Source organism: Sphingobacterium sp. MYb388, from assembly GCF_037479535.1.
Taxonomy (GTDB): domain Bacteria; phylum Bacteroidota; class Bacteroidia; order Sphingobacteriales; family Sphingobacteriaceae; genus Sphingobacterium; species Sphingobacterium anhuiense.
In genome coordinates, this window is record NZ_JBBGYV010000006.1 from 52,846 (window position 1) to 70,398 (window position 17,553).

The window sequence follows — 17,553 nt, forward strand, 5'->3', positions numbered from 1 at the left end:
TAATTTAGAACAAGCTAATGATTCAGTTATTTTTTAAAACAGCATTTAGGCAGCTCTTAAAGCACCGGTATTATTCAATTCTGACAATTATTGGTTTAGGATTAGCGATTGCATGTGGTTTGTTCATTTATATTTACAATAGCTATCAGCTTAGCTACGATCAATTTCATCATCAAAAAGATCGGACTTACATGGTTGTTTACGATCTTAAGCTGGAGCAGGTTGAGCATGAAAAAGGAGGATCATTTGCCATGTATGAGGCCATTTCGAAAGAAATGCCACAGATCGAGAAAACTGCTTTATATATTGACAAAAAAGATTTCACTATAGGCATCGAAGATAAACAGTTCAAAACTGATGGAAAAGCAGCTTTTGCTTCTTCAAATTACTTTAATATGCTTGATTTCCCCTGGAAACAGGGAAATCCTAAAGACTTAGATGCGCCTAATACTGTCGCGCTTACTGCATCTACTGCTAAGCTTTATTTCGGAGATGAAAATGCAATAGGAAAAACAATCCTAGTTGAGGGTGAGTTTCCTATAAAAGTTATTGGTATTATCGAGGATAGTCGAAAGAATTCTGACTTTAGATCGGAAGTTTACTTTTCCTTAAAATCGATTCCGACACTTTTTAAGATTGATACCAAGGATGATTATTTTCATAATTGGGGTTATACAAATACGAACAACAATATTTTATTGACTTTAAGGAATAATGAAGATAAGGTTCAGGTAGAAAAAACCATCCATGAGCTTGTCGGAAAATATTATGATAAAAGTGTACTAGAATATTATTCCTATAAACTGCTTCCGTTAACCGATTTTCATTTTGATAAAGACTATGGAAAAGGTACCCAAAAATCGCTACTACAGATATTGTCAGTTATTGCCCTTGGCATTAGTATCATGGCAATCGTGAATTACAGCAATATTCTTTTTGCGCAACAAATGAACCGTAGTGTTGAAATGGGGGTAAGAAAAATTTTAGGGAGCTCAAAGAAACAACTCTTTTTCCAGTTTTTATTGGAGACTTTAATATTGACCTTTCTGTCCACTATTTTTGCACTCATTTTATTAAGCATTTTCCTAAACTGGAGTAATGGATATCTTTTTCAAGATGAACCTATAGCAATTCTTTCTTTCAGTTCACTGATTAGTATTGTCGGATTGACCTGGATCTGCACGGCTCTTCTGACTAGTGTTTATCCTTTACTTTTCGTCAATAGGACACCTATACAAGATGCTCTAAAAAAACTGACAATGGGTCCATGGAGTTTCACCAGAAAGTCTTTCATTATTTTGCAAAATGTAATCGCGATGGTACTTCTGATCGCAACCTTAGTGATCATTCTTCAAGTCCATTATCTTAAAAATACGGATCTGGGATTTGAGCGCGAGCAGGTATTCCTTTTTCCTATGAAAAAAGAAATGTTTGCCAGCAAAGAAAAAATTAAGCATTTCCTTGCGAAACGGCCTGATATTACCTCATTTAGTTTTTGTGATAATCCGCCAGCAAATGATAAAGTTTGGGGAGGAACTATTCAATTTGATGATCGATCAGATTGGGAAAAATGGCCTGCCCGTTATGCTATTGCTGACTCTTCATATATTAAAACATTTAATATCAAACTTGTCGCTGGACATAATTTTAATGATAACCCCAAGAATCCGGAGTTTTTGATCAATCAAAAAATGGCTAGGGACCTTGGATATGAGAACCCATATGATATCTTAGGAAAAAGCCTTAACGCGGGAGGATTAAATGAGGAAAGCATCGGAAAGATTGTTGGTGTTGTAGCTGATTTTAGTACAAACTCTCTAAAGGAAGGTATAGCGCCGACAGTTATCGGTTATAATGCGGGGCGTTTAAAAAATATAGCCATCAAGTTTAATGGTACAAATCCACAGCAATTTATACATGAATTTGAACAGCAATGGAGGGATTGGTACCCTAAGGAAATATTTGAATACAAATTTTATGATGAACAAATCGCTAATTTGTATGCAAAAGAAACACTAACTGAAAAACTGATTTGGATCGCTGCAGTCGTTTCTGTTATCATAAGCACTATGGGCTTTTTAGGATTGTTATCGATTACTATTCTGAAGCGAACCAAAGAAATTGGTATCCGAAAAGTTCTTGGCTCTTCTATAGCAGGAATTATTCAATTATTGACGCAAGATTTCGTTAAATGGATGATCATTTCTGGTATAATAGCTACGCCTATTGCCTTTTATTTGATGAATAGATGGCTAGAAGATTTTCCTTTCCGAATTGAGCTGACATGTTGGATTTTTGCTTCAGCGTTGCTCTTTGGAGTCATGATTACGTTATTGGTAATCAGCTTTCAATCTTTCAAAGCCGCGCGAGCAAATCCGGTAGACAGTTTGCGGGATGAATAATTAACGCGATTAATAAACCCAAAATAAGATAATCAAACCCGAAGCTTAGCGCTGCGGTAAAAAATATAGCTATGTTAAAGAATAATATCAAAATCGCCTGGCGCAATATCATAAAACGTAAGTATGAAAGTTTAATCAATCTTTTGGGTTTGATCTGCAGTATTACTTTCGTCATACTGGTCGGCGCATATGTTTGGGAAGTGCATCAGGTCAATAGTGAACTTCGCAACAAAGAGCAACAATATATATTACAAAGTAATTATAAGAAAGAAGGTTTCGGCATCCCACTAACAAGTATTGGTGCTTTGCCAAAAGCTTTAAAAGAAGAGTATCCACAATTGGTGGCAAATTATTACCGCATCGACGGTTTGACCTGTATTGTCTCCCATGGCGACCAGATATTTGAAGAAGGGACAGTTTTAGGCGATCCGACATTACTGGATATGTTTGGTTTTGAGGTTTTTGCTGGAAATTCAACAACTGCATTAACGAAGCCTTTCACTGTGGTCATCACAGAAAAAGCTGCTCAAAAGTATTTTGGAAAAATAGATGTTTTGGGTCAAACACTTGAAATCAAAAACTTCAAAGGCGATAAGCAACCCTTCACCATTACAGGTGTAATCAAAGAAAATACTCAAAACTCCGTCATGCAATTAAATGACGCCATGAAGTCCGATGTTTTTTTACCGATAGCGAGTGAATCGTATTTTGGAAGGTCTATCGACAACTGGCAAAACCCTTATATTGCATCATTTATTGAGCTACAGAAAGGTGTTACGCCTGAGCAACTCGCTATTCCTATCCAGGATCTGGTAAAGCGCAATACGGATGGTGAGTTTTCAACAAACTATGCCCCGGATTTAAAGCCTTTGAAAAGTTACTTTCTAGATGATAATAAGGGAGCTGTCCGCAAAATGATTGCTACTTTATTATGGATTGCAGGCTTCGTATTGTTGATGGCCATCATTAACTTCATCAATATCACCATCAGTCAAAACATTACCCGATTGAAAGAGATCGGGATTCGCAAAATGATGGGTTCTTCCCGTTCACAGATCATTTCCCAGTTGATAGCCGAATACATGACAACCATGCTGATTGCTGTCACGATCAGTCTTCCTATTTATGTACTTTTAAGTCCTATTTTTGAAGAAATCTTTATGCGCAAGTTACCATCGTTGACAGCACTACCTTTTAGTTTTTATATTTTACTTTTCTTATTTGCATGTATTGTTGGTCTTTTAGCAGGTATCTATCCAGCAATCAAACTTTCAGGCAATGACATTCTACAGTCTGTGAAAAATAAGTTTACACAAGGTAACGGCAAGCAGGCCGTTCGTCGTGTACTCATCTTCACACAGTTTGCGGTCGCTGTCATTATACTAATGGCTACAATCATTATATCGAAACAAATTAATCTATTTATAAATGGTGAGCTGGGCTATAATAAAGAATCGGTATTGAACGTTCAGGTACCCCGTGACTGGACTGAACAGGGGCTTAAAAAGATGGAAACGACGCGAGATGAGTTCCAAAGACTTCCACAAATAGAGTCCATTAGTCTTTCTTATGAGATCCCTGGCTTTATAGGAGGCAATAATCAATCACTTTTCAACACGAAATCGGAAAAAACAGTGCACTCTAAGATCATTATGTCTGATTCTTATTTTGCAAAAACGTATCAGATCCAGCTATTAGCGGGTCATTTTTTAAATCCTAACAGTTCACAAAATGACCAAAATCCTGATGTAGTCATTAATAAAGAGGCACTGCTCGCTTTAGGGTTTACAAAGGCGGAAGAGGCTATTGGCCGAACCATCGGTTTTGGAGAAGCTAACGTTCCTGTCATGATATCTGGGGTAACAGCAGACTTCGTTCCAAACTCCATGAACGATGAAGCTACGGCAATAGCGTGGATCAATATTTCCAGATCTGCACAATTCCGATTTTTGAGTATCCGTTTAAAGGATGGTTCTTTGTCTTCATCTATGGAGGCTTTGGAAAAAAAATGGAAAGAACTCCTTCCTGATGCACCGTTTGAGTATCAATTTACAGATGACCGCATCCAAAAATTATATGAAACAGAACTGCAATTGCAACGTGCCTCCCAGATTGCAACTATTGCATCTTTACTGATCGTCGCCTTGGGCATCATCGGGTTGATTACATTATCCATCAACCTGCGTAATAAAGAAGTCGGTGTACGCAAAGTGCTTGGTGCTTCTTTGATGCATTTAATTTTACTTTTTTCGAAAGAGTTTTATCTAATTTTTGTTATGGCTTTATTGGTAACTATACCTGCCAGTTATGTGATGATGAATGTCTGGCTACAGAATTATAACAATCGTATTGTTATCGATGTAGTGACATACCTGCTCCCATTGGGGTTTTTAGCATTATTGCTGGGTACACTGATTATCGGTATTATATACCGAGCTACGAAATTCAATCCAATTGAGAAGTTAAGGGATGAATAAAAAACAAAGCCGTAGGAGGTGCAAATAAGAAAAGTAAGCCGACTGAGAGATGGACGGTTTATAATTGGTGTGCTCCTACGGCTTAAGGTTTTAAAATGCTAATCTAAATTGTCATAAGCTTAGCTTACTCCTATTTTTCATAGTTTCTTGCTTCTATTTAAGATTTCACCTTATTTATCTGTAAATACGCAAATCCAGAAAAGTTCTTTTTACTGGATATCTTTTGCTCTAAATGATAGTCTTCCTTCTTATCTAAATAATCTTGTAAAACCAACATCAAATTTTTAGGAGATATAGATGTATCGATAGAATTTTGACATTTATTAAGTATTTCATAAGCGATTCTTTCTTCTGTAAAATAACCTTCTACAAACAACTGTCGCATAAGACTTCTTAATTGTTCAATTTTTGTAGCTGTTGAATTATTAAAGCAATCAATATCATGTCTTGAATCTATTAACAAGAAGATGGTTTTGATAGCTTTCTTGTTTTCATCCAACTGTTTGAGCTCATAAATTACACGATCACTACAAATAGTTACAAACATGTCATAGTCAAACTTTTGATGATCAACATCAACAGATTTAGGGTAAGCTGCTCCGGCATTATAATCTAACACCTGTGTAAATATGTAAAGATCATGCGCATAGACACTCTTTATTTTAAAAGTCTCTATTTTTTCAATAAAATCATGCTCTTTACCCATTAAAAATGAAACTTCTTCTGTTGATAAATGTTTTGCTGTCCGTAGTAGCATCATGCGGTAGATAATGGTGATTTCAATCTCACTACAGTGGATTGAATACACTTTGATTATTGGTTTGAATTCCTTCTTTTCCATAATTAAATAAATTTATATAGTTATTCTATACAAATAAACATAACAATAAGCAATATTCAAAACGATTGTATAGATAAATAATTCATTCTATATTTTTTTCTATACATAATAATATATTAAAAGATGTTTATAGCAACAACCCTCCATGTATTTTTAGTAAATAGGTAAAATCAATGACTACAGTTCTATTTACCACGCTAAAACACTCATTAACAAACTAATGACAAGTACTGATCAGGTTAAATCTAGACATCTCATTGAAAAATTTTGATCAACATAATAATCTCATAATCGATATTTACAATGGACATAGCCTAGGAATATTTTAAAATCTTAAAGCGCATTCGTACGAAAACGAACGAAAACTGTTCATTTTCGTACAAACCTCAACTGCGAAAAAACAACTAAACAACTACAAATCAAATACATAAATATTTGGCAATGCAATTGTTTTCAGATGTATGTCCAATACTATATTGATAGGACCCTGTGAAATAAAAACAATTATTATGTTGATCAATAATCTTAAAATCGCCTGGCGGAATATCACAAAGAATAAACTGTATTCCAGTATTAAGATTGGCGGCTTTGCCTTTGGTATTGCCATCTGCATTTTAATTGTTTTATATATTAAACATGAGACGAGCTATAATAAGTTTTATCCAGATGTAAACCGGATCTATCGTATTGTATCACAAATTCCGGATGGGGATGATGTGATGAGAGGTTTATCTTTGACCGCACCAGCGGCAAAAGTAATTAAAGAGGAAGTCCCGTCAGTGGAACAATCCGGTCGGATATTGCCCAATCCGCTTTTTGGGGCTGGAGGTAATCAATTAACATTGGGATCTGGACCGGAAAACTATTATGACGATGGATTTGTGTACGTGGATCAGTCTATTTTGGAAATGTTTCCATCGCCCATGATCTATGGACAATTAGAGCATGCTTTGGATAATCCAAATTCTATCGTCCTGACCAAAAGTAAAGCTTCAAAATATTTTAAGGATAATCCTGTAGGTCAACAGATTTATCTGAACAATGATAAATCAAAGCCTTATACGATTAGCGCTGTTATCGATGATATCCCAAGCAATTCTACGCTGTATGGCTACACATTTTTCATGTCTTTAGCAGGTGAGCCTTTATATCCAGGTGAGCAAAATAGTTGGATGGCTACAAATTACACTGTGTATGTCAAACTGAGAGAAAATAGTGATCCCAAGCAAACGCAAAGTATTATTCAGAAAGTATATATAGATGGTCATCTAATCCCTGAGACGCAAAAAGCAGGTGGAAGCATTAAACCTTGGTTTCGTCAGGTAAAAATGTATTTACAAAATGCTTCTGATATACACCTTTACTCTACGGGTATCCGCGATGACAAAGTCTCGATATTAAATCGGGGAGATATTAAGATGATATGGGCATTTGCATCTATTGCGGCCTTTATCTTACTGATCGCCTGTATCAATTTCATCAATCTTTCTACCGCAAATGCGGCGACAAGAGCTAAAGAAATTGGTATTCGTAAAACCATTGGCTCAAACAGAAAATCTTTAATTGGTCAGTTTATGGTCGAAGCTATCTGTTATAGTTTAATTTCACTGATCATCGGCCTTTTGTTAGCTTGGATCTTATTACCATTATTTAACAATCTGGCTAATAAAAGTTTAGAGATTCCAATATTTAGCTGGTATTTTATTCCGACACTCCTTGTTTCTTTGCTGTTTATTGGAAGTTTAGCCGGTATTTATCCGGCACTTTACCTATCGGGATTCAAACCTATTTCAGCATTAAAAAATAAACAGGATTCTACTCCAAAAAGTTCGTTATTACGCAATGGTCTTGTTACGTTTCAATTTGCAACTTCTATTATTTTAATCGTGAGTGCACTTATTGCCAATCAACAGGTTAATTTTATTTTAAACAAAGATCTGGGTTTCAGTAAAGATCAGGTCATCGTATTACGTGGCATCACCACTTTATCTCAGGATCTAGCTAGTCTAAAGAATGAATTAAAATCACTTCCTTACGTTTCTGATGTTTCTGTGGGAGACTACCTTCCTGTACCTATTGATGGTGTGAAACGAAATGGAAATTCCTTTGCACTTGATGATAATAAAGATGTGCAACTTGCTAGAGGATCGCAATTCTGGCTTGTGGACGATACTTATATATCCACATTTGAGTTGCGCTTGTCTGAAGGACGCAATTTCAATCCCAAATTGGCTTCAGACAGTTCGGCTACTATTGTTAACAAAACGCTTGTGGAACAATTGGGACTTACTCATCCAATCGGTGCCAAAATCAATAACGGTAAGTCCTGGACTATCATTGGAGTGGTGGACGACTTTATATTTGAATCGCTAAAAGAGGAGTCTGGGCCAGTTTCTTTAGCTCTTGGAAACAGCCCTTCCCTCCTATCTATAAAAGTTAAAACTGGTCAGATAGATCAATCTCTTGCACAGATTACTAAAGTCTGGGATAAATTTTCTCCCAATCAAAAGATCAATTATAGTTTTTTAGATGAAGGTTTTGAAAGTTTATATCAGGATGTTGAGCGTACAAAAAATATTTTTACAAGCTTTGCCTTTATCGCTATTTTCATTGCCTCATTAGGTTTATTTGGCCTTGCTACATATATCACTCAACAGCGTACAAAGGAGATCGGTATCCGAAAAGTATTGGGTGCAAGTAGTATTAGTTTGTTAAAACTGCTATCTAGCAATTTCATAAAACTGGTATTCATTGCTATCGTTATTGCTGTTCCTATATCGTGGTGGTCTATGGATACGTGGTTACAGGACTTCAACTATCGCATTGAGATAAACTGGTTATATTTTTTATTGGCAGGCTTTTCGGCTATCCTTATTGCTACCGTTACAATCAGTTACCAAACGTTGAAGGTTATTCGAACCAATCCTGTAGATAGTCTACGCGATGAGTAAAGTTCGTGATAAAATATAATAAAGGATTTTAGTGTTTGTTTAAAATCTCTTCTAAGAGATTAATATGTTTATGTTATGCCGGTTGTTCGATGATGGACAGCCGGCATTTTTTTACTATAACATCTATTATGTACATTCTTCTTATGTAGAAATTTTCCTTCTTGTCAACATAAGTTTTTTCTAATTATCAGTTTTTCCTTTAAGTTTTTCTCATTCATTAATTTATTTATATACATATTCTATACAAACAAACCGAATAACTGGCAATATTCGCAATGATTGTATATTTAAATACAACATTTTGTATTTTTATCTATACAGATGAGCAGACAGTAAATAGTATTATAATGACAAAACTTGGAGAGATTTTAGCAAAGAAATCCGTCAATAAATCTATGGTGGCACGCAAGACGGGACTAAGTAAAGCACGTATCAATGAACTAACGATGAATGATACAGCAAAATTGCGGTTAGATGAAATGTATCTTATTGCTCTGGCAACGGATAGTGATCCAAATGAGATGATGCTTAAATTATGTGAAGACCTACGCTTGAAAGAGCCTGAATAATAAAAATAAAATGATCGGACCTGTCCAATGACAATATAACCGATCGGTTTTTAGATCCTGACTAAAGTATTTGTACGGAAGCGAACGGAAACTGTTCATTTCCGTACAAATATAATCTACCAAAAACAACTGCAATAAACTCATTAACAGCGATATAACTATTTGGCAACACAATTGTCTCTATAAGTTACGCCCCCACTATTATCATGATAGGATATGGCTATGTAAATAAATACTGTTGTTATGTTGGTAAATAACCTTAAAATTGCCCTGCGAAATATTTCAAAGAATAAGTTTTATTCCAGTATTAAAATTGGCGGATTTGCTTTTAGTATTGCAATTTGTGTACTGATCGTTCTCTACATCAAACATGAAATAAGTTACAACAAGTCTTATCCGTCAATGGATCGTGTTTATCGTCTCATTGTCCAAGCTCCAGAGGGAAATAAAATCAATCGCTGGGTATCGCTTTCTGCTCCTGGAGCTAGAACATTAAAAGAGGAAATTCCTGCCATAGAGAACTCCGGGAGAATACTCCCAAATCCGCAATTAGGAGCAGGTAGTAATCAGCTTTCGATTAATAATTTGCCCGATAGTCATTATGATGATGGATTTGTCTATATCGACCAATCCATATTGGATATGTTTCCATCTTCGATTCAATATGGTCAGTTACAGCATGCTTTAGATAAACCGAATACCATTGTACTGACCAAAAGTAAAGCGTTTAAATACTTTAAGGGTAATCCTATTGGTCAACAGATCTATCTCAATAACAATAAGTCAAAGGCTTTTACCATTACAGGGGTCATCGATGATATTCCCAGTAATTCGACCTTATCTGGATATGGTTTCTTTATGTCCCTGGCCGGAGAACCATTTCACCCTGGTGAACAGAACAAATGGACAAGCAATAATTACACGATTTATATCAAACTGACTCCACAGGCAAATATAGATCTTGTTGAAAAAGAGATTAATAAAATTTACATCACTGGCCATTACATTCCGGAACTGATAAAAGCGGGAAGAAAAATAGGACCTATTGTCCATCAAATTAAGATCAGTCTTCAAAATGCTCTAGACATTCATTTACATTCATCTGATATCGAAGATGATCAAGTATCGACACTAAATCGCGGTGATATTCGCATGGTGTGGACTTTTGCATCGGTAGCTCTGTTTATCCTACTGATAGCTTGTATTAATTTTGTAAACTTATCGACTGCCAATGCCACAACTAGAGCAAAAGAAATCGGTATCCGAAAAACAATTGGATCTAACCGAAAAAGTCTAATCAGTCAGTTTATGACGGAGGCATTAAGCTATAGCTTTATTTCTCTATTTTTAGCGATACTCATCGCTCACCTATTACTACCTGTCTTTAATAATATCGCTCATAAATCAATTGAAATTCCGTGGTTCACATGGTATTTTATACCTTGTTTATTCATGTCGGCTATTCTGATCGGTAGCATCGCAGGGACATATCCAGCACTTTATCTTTCGGGTTTTAGACCTATCACGGCATTAAAAAATAAACTGGTTAATAATGCAAACCCTTCATTGCTGCGGAATGGTTTAGTCATTTTTCAATTTACAACATCGATTATTTTAATCGTTGGGTCATTGATCAGTCATCAGCAAATTCAATACATGCTGCAAAAAGATCTGGGATTTAACAAGGATCAGGTTATTGTACTTCGAGGTCTAAATGTAATAGGCGATCAGCTTGGTCCATTTAAAAATGAACTAACTTCCATTCCTACCGTAAATCATATTTCCGTTAGCGACTATCTTCCGGTTCCGATAGATGGTGCAAAAAGAAATGGTAACGCGTTTTGGTTAGATGGAAGACGTGAACTTGATCTTGCAACTCAGGGTCAGTTTTGGAGAGTCGATCAAGAGTATCTGGCTACTTTTGAAATTGAAATGGCTGAAGGCCGCAATTTCAATGCGCAGATAGCCTCGGACAGCATGGGAATCATCGTTAACAAACAGATGGTTAAAGAAATGGGAATTAAGAATCCAATCGGCACAAAGATTACGAATGGTGAAACATGGACGATTTTAGGGGTAGTCGATGATTTTATTTTCGAATCGCTCAAAGGTGAAGGTACAGCTCCGGTTGGTCTGGTACTCCGGGATAGCCCTTCTTTGTTGTCTATTAAGGTAAAACCGCAACATATGGATGAGACACTGAATGCGATAGCAAAAGTCTGGGATCAGTTTAGTCCAAATCAAAAGATCAATTATAGCTTTATGGATGAGAGTTTTAAAATATTATATCAAGATGTAGAGCGAACAAAAAATATTTTCACCTGCTTTGCAGTTATCGCCATCTTTATCGCTTCACTGGGTCTTTTTGGACTGGTCACCTATATCACGCAACAGCGAACTAAAGAAATTGGTGTTAGAAAGGTTTTAGGGGCAAGTGATATGCGCTTATTGAAATTATTATCGGAAGATTTTATGAAACTTGTATTAGTCGCTATTGTCATTGCCACACCTATTGGCTGGTGGGCCATGAACACATGGCTTGCGGACTTTAATTATCGTATCGACATCGGTTGGATATATTTTATTATTGCTGGTGGATGTGCTATTCTGATTGCTTTGGCAACAATCAGCTTGCAAACGTTAAAGGTAATCCATACAAATCCCGTGGAGAGTTTAAGAAATGAATAGGAATTTTCTGATCACCAGCTGTATTTGTTGCGGGATTGAGATTCATTATTGTTCAAAACCGAACGTAAACTGTTCAATAGCGAACAGGTAATTTTTAAAATAAAAACAACAAATCACTGACTACTAATTGATAAGGAGAATGGCAAAATGATTGTGTGTTTTAGTGAATACATTGTGATTGGACCTTAATAAGGTACGCCAATTAATATCTTAATAAAAACACGAATATGAAAAGATTTATTCAAACCACATTATTACTATTGTTGGTACAGGTTTCTTTCGGTCAAAAAATGGTACGGAAAGAAACTTTTCAGAACAGCAAAATTAAAGATCTCGAAGTCAGCACATCGGCCGGGGCAATTAAAGTAACCGGGTCTAATAACCAACCTGGTTCGGTTGAAGTCTGGGTATCTCGCAACGGAAACTTACTCAATTCATCAGCGGATTTAGAAAAATTATTGCATGAAGAGTATGACGTTGTCATCCAGTTAGAAAGTGGAAAATTGACCGCATCTGCTAAACGTAAAAAAGGAAACAATGGTAACAGTTCGATTTCTGTTGCTTTTTATGTAACAGTTCCTGAGTCTGTCAACAGTAATCTGAGCACTTCAGGAGGTAGTATACAGCTGAATGCACTAAATGGCAAGCAAACATTCCGAACTTCGGGTGGAAGTTTACAAATTAAATCGTTAGCAGGAAATATTTCAGGTAAGACTTCAGGTGGCAGTATCACTGCTAGCAACAGTCAGGGCGATATACAGCTCAACACTTCTGGAGGATCTATAAATCTGGATAATTGTTCTGGTAATATCCGTATCGCTACAAGTGGCGGATCAATTAATGGTAAGAATCTAGAAGGATTAGTTGATGCACATACAAGTGGCGGAAGTATTACTATGGATATGAAGCGGATGTCGGATGACATTACATTAGCTACATCTGGTGGCAGCGTGAAGATTAAAGTACCAGAAGGAAAATATAACGTCGACCTAAAAGGCTCACGGGTCAATCTTCCGTCCGCTCAAAATTTTTCTGGCAGATCTAACAGATCTTTAGCTCAGGGTGCAATTAATGGAGGTGGCAAAAAAATAGATGCCCGTACTTCTTCAGGTTCTGTATCGCTAGATTTCTATTAACTAAATATATACCAGAGTTTTAACATGCAAAAGTCAATAGATCACATGTTAATAATCTGAGTATAATAAAAAAGAGTGTTGAATTTTTCGCTTGCTTTTCTAACGAAGCAAGCGAAAAATTACTGACGTCTCTTATGAATTCCCCCTGCAAATTGAAATTTCCCGCCTCCCCTATTTCCATCCTAATCACGCATTAGCACTGTCTAATTGACTATGCATAATTTGTTTAAATATTCTGCTATTAACAAATGATGAGGATTTCTTGTCCAATACTGAACGGTTACTGTTCGATATCGAACAGTAATATAAATTAAATACAGAACAACACACTGATAATCAAACATAAACCAAAATGGCAACGCAATTGCATCTTCCGCTTTTGTAATGACTTCATACATTTCATTTTTAACAACGAACTAAACAGGCGACATATGATCTTAAACGAAATCAAAATTGCATGGCGAAGCCTATTGAAAAATAAGTTCTTTTCATTGTTGAACGTATTCGGACTGATGTTGGGATTTACAGGTTTTATCCTGTCGTACCAATACATCAATAGAGAAACAAGCTATGATAAATGGAACCCCAATTATGATCGGATCTATCAGGTTGGACTGACCTCTTCAGAAGAATTTACAGATGCAACAAATGCCATGCTTGCGCCCTTATTGAAAAAAAGTTTACCCGAAATAGAAACTGCCGGCAGAAAAATAATTTATAGTTTTGGTACTTATCCACTTTTCGGAGAAAATACGGTATTAATTAAAAATGCTGCGGTAATAGACTCTTCTGCAGCACATATTTTTCAAATTGAAAGTAAGACCGGGAACCTTTATAAGAGTAAAATTCAAAATGAGGCCACTCTAGTAAAGCAAGGTATCGCCGAGAAAATTTTCAAAAAGGGGGATTTAAATTTTGACACCCCTAAGTCTGTTCCGGTGCTTAGTTTACTATTAGATCACCATGAACGTATTTATGGAATTAGTAAGAATAATGGTTTATCTCTTATTGACCATGACTTACTTTTTATAAAAGAACCTGAGGATTTATTTACAGGAGAAATTCCATTTTCATATCAAACATACATTCAAGTAAAGCCCGGAACTAATATCGATGTTCTGACCCGTAAAATAGATAAACTCTACCACGATAAAATTGTTCCTCTATCTCAAACAGCAGCTTTATCGCAAGGAAAAATTTATTTAGATCCATTAACTAATCTACATTTAAGACCAAAAAATGGAAGTAATACGCCTTATCTCATGTTATGGATAATTGGCATTGTATCGATTATTATACTTGTATTAGCATCAGCAAATTTTGCCAACATGATCATGGCACAAGCTGACAAACGCATGAAAGAGTTAGCATTAAAGAAAATACTGGGAAGCTCGCGCTGGACGATCATTCGTCAATTACTTTTGGAAGTCTTTATTTTGACATTAACTGCAGCTGTGTTTAGTTTTTTTATGCTAAGTATTACCGGAAATGTATTGCAAAAGTGGTTCAATGATGACCTCAAACAGTACATTTTAAATCAAGATACGGTAATGTATCTTTTTCTAGGTGTAATTGGCACAACCTGTCTATCCGGAATTTACCCAGCCTTCGTACTTTCGGGATTCAAATCTGTTAGTTTATTGAGGGGCGGACTTGGTAAGACGCAACGAAAAAATACACTCCGTAATGGTTTACTGGTTTTTCAAATTGGTATTGCTTTACTATTTATGACAGGGATGCTCGTTATACATGAGCAAATCCGGTATATTCAAACCACAGACAAAGGATTTGAACCGGCACAGGTAATTACTTATAAGGGCTTAGGAATGTATTATGATGGCACATTAAATGGTACATACTACAATCTTAAGGAACGACTGCAACAAGATCCCAGTATTTTATCGGTTGCTTCAGCAACAAATATGCCTGGAGATGGAGAACTTTCCCCCAAAAAACAGTTTTCTCATAACCAAAAACAATTGGAATTCGATCACGTCGGGATCGATAAAAGCTATTTCAGCACACTGAATTTAGCGGTATTAAAGGGAAATATTCCCACATCAATCAAGCAATTGCTACAAGATTCTACTTCGCATTATGCGGTTATCAATGAATCCGCGGCTATGGCATTAGATCTAGGACAGCCTATCGGAGCTAAGTTAGCCGGTTGTGATGTCAATTTTGAAATTATCGCTGTGGTAAAAGATAGTAAAGCTTATGGTTTTGAAAATGCCGTGAAGCCAACGGTCTATTCTTATAAAAATGAATGTGGATCTGCAAGACCCCAGGCAACATTAATTGTAAAAGCTGCTCAAGGAAAAGCAGCACAAGCTATCGAAACTGTAAAAAAAGAATGGCAACAAAATTCATCAACAAAATCATTGCCTCTGGAATATGCTTTTATGGATCAACAATATGCTTTGTTGCATAAAAAACAACAGGAGATGCAGACTGCTTTCAATAGCTTTACATTTTTAGCAGTTATTATTGCGGCTCTTGGTCTTTTTAGTATGGCCGCTTATCAAGTGACAATTCGTAAAAAAGAAATGAGTGTACGTAAAGTATTAGGTGCTTCTGTACAATCTATTTTCATGCAACTCAACAAACCGTTTTTCCGACTGTTTGTAACTGCTACTCTAATCTCTCTTCCTCTGACTTACTTCATACTCAACAGATGGTTGGACAATTTTGCTTACCGCATTGACTTGCAGTGGTGGTATTTTCTAATTGCAATCATGATAATTTTCATCATCATCTGCGTTTCGATCAGCTATCAGACTATACGTGCAGCAAAAGTTAATCCGGTAGATAGTCTGAGAAATGAGTAAATTAGGATAACAACAGTTTAAAAATTATATATTACATACAGTTAAAATAACCAACAAAAATAGATAAAATGATACAGTTAAAACACTTATTTAAATGGTATAATGTTGGAAGTACACGTTCATTTGTACTAAAAGATGTCAGTCTAAATATTGAAGAGGGGGATTTTATTTCGATCATGGGACCCTCTGGATCTGGAAAATCAACACTATTAAACATCATTGGAATGCTTGATGAACCCGATGAGGGTGAATACCTATTTCAAGGTGAAAATGTGTTGGAGCTAAAGCCTAAAAAAAGAACGCAGCTTTTTCAATCTCACATGGGCTATGTCTTTCAATCTTATCATCTGCTTGATGAAATGACTGTGTATGAAAACATTGAAACACCATTGATCTATAAGAATAAATCTTCGTCGGAGCGTAAGTCCATTGTCAGTGATCTATTGGACCGTTTTAACATTGTCGGTAAAAAAGATCTGTTTCCTTCACAGCTATCGGGCGGTCAACAGCAGATTGTAGGGATTGCAAGAGCTTTAGCCGGTTCTCCGTCGCTGCTATTGGCTGATGAGCCAACGGGAAACCTGAATTCTAAACAAGGAGAAGAAATCATGGAATTGTTTCAACAGCTCAACACGGAAGGTGTCACGATTATACAGGTGACCCACTCGGACAAAAACGCCACTTACGGAAAAAGAACGGTCCACATGCTGGATGGTCAATTAAAGTAACTCTATAACCATATACCTAGATATATCCCTGCATATGCTTCATTTGGCATATCGCGGGGATTTTTGTTAAATTTGTATATGGATGAAAAAGAATTACATGCTTTGGTTACTTTACTAGATGATCCGGATCAATTGATTTCTGAAGAAATCGAAAATAAATTATTGAGTTTAGGACCAGAGATCATACCTTCTTTAGAAGAGTATTGGGAATCTGCTTTTGATCCCTTCATACAGGAACGCCTGGAGAAAATTATCCATGCAATACAGTTTGATCAAATTAAAAGTGAACTTCTGATCTGGAAGATGAGCAACTCATTTAACCTCTTAGATGGCCTCATCATCATCAATAGCTATCAATACCCTTCTTACGACAATAACCTCATAAGGATGAGCTTAGAAGAGCTAAAGCGCGATATATGGATGGAGTTGCGGTATGAAATGACACCCTACGAAAAAGTATCACTGATGAATTATGTTCTATTTGATAAGTTTGGTCTTTCCGGAAATACAAATGATTATCATAATCCGCAGAATTCGTTTATCGGTAGGGTTTTGGAAACAAAAAAGGGAAATCCCCTGACCCTTTCATGTATCTACAGTATCGTTGCTCAAAAACTGGATATCCCGATCTTCGGCATTAATCTTCCTAAGCATTTTATTTTATCTTATCTGGATGAGGATCAGAACGCTGATCATTTATTGTTCTATCTAAATGCGTTTAATAAAGGTCAAGTGATGCAAAAAGCAGATGTTATTTCATTCTTAAAACAACTGAACCTCCCGCTCTCAAAAGAATTTATGTTGCCCTGTGATAATGTGACGATACTAAAAAGAGTATTACGTAATCTTGTTACAGCTTACGAACAAAATGAAAGTGTCAATAAGAAACAAGAAATCGAAATACTCTTTAAACTCTTAGAGGAATAATATAAT

The 17,553-nt window shown here is 36.1% G+C and carries 10 protein-coding genes; 9 read left to right on the top strand and 1 reads right to left on the bottom strand.

The window, feature by feature from the left end; genetic code table 11:
* Positions 1-17: 17 nt before the first annotated feature.
* Positions 18-2,402 (top strand): ABC transporter permease, encoded by a 2,385-nt coding sequence (locus WH188_RS18025; protein ID WP_132773467.1) that lies wholly within the window; start codon positions 18-20, stop codon positions 2,400-2,402.
* Between the two features lie 71 nt (positions 2,403-2,473).
* A complete protein-coding gene (locus WH188_RS18030) occupies positions 2,474-4,879 on the top strand; it encodes an ABC transporter permease (RefSeq protein WP_132773465.1) in 2,406 nt (801 codons plus the stop codon).
* Between the two features lie 157 nt (positions 4,880-5,036).
* On the opposite strand, the gene WH188_RS18035 is transcribed toward WH188_RS18030, so the two are convergent.
* A complete protein-coding gene (locus WH188_RS18035) occupies positions 5,037-5,720 on the bottom strand; it encodes a hypothetical protein (RefSeq protein ID WP_132773463.1) in 684 nt (227 codons plus the stop codon).
* 509 nt (positions 5,721-6,229) lie between these two features.
* Between WH188_RS18035 and WH188_RS18040 the strand changes: the two genes are divergently transcribed.
* The 7 genes from WH188_RS18040 (at position 6,230) to WH188_RS18070 (ending at position 17,547) form a co-directional block, all read left to right on the top strand.
* Positions 6,230-8,671, top strand: a complete 2,442-nt coding sequence (locus WH188_RS18040) for an ABC transporter permease (protein WP_132773461.1) — start codon at positions 6,230-6,232, stop codon at positions 8,669-8,671.
* Positions 8,672-9,018: 347 nt separating this feature from the next.
* On the top strand, positions 9,019-9,240 hold the full coding sequence (locus WH188_RS18045; RefSeq protein WP_031289462.1) for a helix-turn-helix domain-containing protein: 222 nt from the start codon (positions 9,019-9,021) through the stop codon (positions 9,238-9,240).
* Positions 9,241-9,483: 243 nt separating this feature from the next.
* Positions 9,484-11,928, top strand: coding sequence for an ABC transporter permease (locus WH188_RS18050; RefSeq protein WP_132773459.1), 2,445 nt, complete (start codon positions 9,484-9,486; stop codon positions 11,926-11,928).
* A 227-nt stretch (positions 11,929-12,155) separates the two neighbouring features.
* The gene (locus WH188_RS18055; RefSeq protein ID WP_132773457.1) at positions 12,156-13,064 is read left to right on the top strand and encodes a DUF4097 family beta strand repeat-containing protein; all 909 of its coding nucleotides are present in this window, start codon (positions 12,156-12,158) and stop codon (positions 13,062-13,064) included.
* A 431-nt stretch (positions 13,065-13,495) separates the two neighbouring features.
* The gene (locus tag WH188_RS18060) at positions 13,496-15,892 is read left to right on the top strand and encodes an ABC transporter permease (protein ID WP_339424451.1); all 2,397 of its coding nucleotides are present in this window, start codon (positions 13,496-13,498) and stop codon (positions 15,890-15,892) included.
* Positions 15,893-15,960: 68 nt separating this feature from the next.
* Positions 15,961-16,620 (top strand): ABC transporter ATP-binding protein, encoded by a 660-nt coding sequence (locus WH188_RS18065; RefSeq protein WP_132773453.1) that lies wholly within the window; start codon positions 15,961-15,963, stop codon positions 16,618-16,620.
* Between the two features lie 78 nt (positions 16,621-16,698).
* Positions 16,699-17,547: a transglutaminase-like domain-containing protein gene (locus tag WH188_RS18070; protein WP_132773451.1), complete on the top strand. Its 849-nt coding sequence runs from the start codon at positions 16,699-16,701 to the stop codon at positions 17,545-17,547.
* The last annotated feature ends 6 nt before the right edge of the window (positions 17,548-17,553 follow it).

Coding starts and splice junctions, on each gene's coding strand:
- WH188_RS18025 (WP_132773467.1), top strand. CDS start 18: ATGATTCAGTTATTTTTTAAAACAGCATTTAGGCAGCTCTTAAAGCAC.
- WH188_RS18030 (WP_132773465.1), top strand. CDS start 2,474: ATGTTAAAGAATAATATCAAAATCGCCTGGCGCAATATCATAAAACGT.
- WH188_RS18035 (WP_132773463.1), bottom strand. CDS start 5,720: ATGGAAAAGAAGGAATTCAAACCAATAATCAAAGTGTATTCAATCCAC.
- WH188_RS18040 (WP_132773461.1), top strand. CDS start 6,230: ATGTTGATCAATAATCTTAAAATCGCCTGGCGGAATATCACAAAGAAT.
- WH188_RS18045 (WP_031289462.1), top strand. CDS start 9,019: ATGACAAAACTTGGAGAGATTTTAGCAAAGAAATCCGTCAATAAATCT.
- WH188_RS18050 (WP_132773459.1), top strand. CDS start 9,484: ATGTTGGTAAATAACCTTAAAATTGCCCTGCGAAATATTTCAAAGAAT.
- WH188_RS18055 (WP_132773457.1), top strand. CDS start 12,156: ATGAAAAGATTTATTCAAACCACATTATTACTATTGTTGGTACAGGTT.
- WH188_RS18060 (WP_339424451.1), top strand. CDS start 13,496: ATGATCTTAAACGAAATCAAAATTGCATGGCGAAGCCTATTGAAAAAT.
- WH188_RS18065 (WP_132773453.1), top strand. CDS start 15,961: ATGATACAGTTAAAACACTTATTTAAATGGTATAATGTTGGAAGTACA.
- WH188_RS18070 (WP_132773451.1), top strand. CDS start 16,699: ATGGATGAAAAAGAATTACATGCTTTGGTTACTTTACTAGATGATCCG.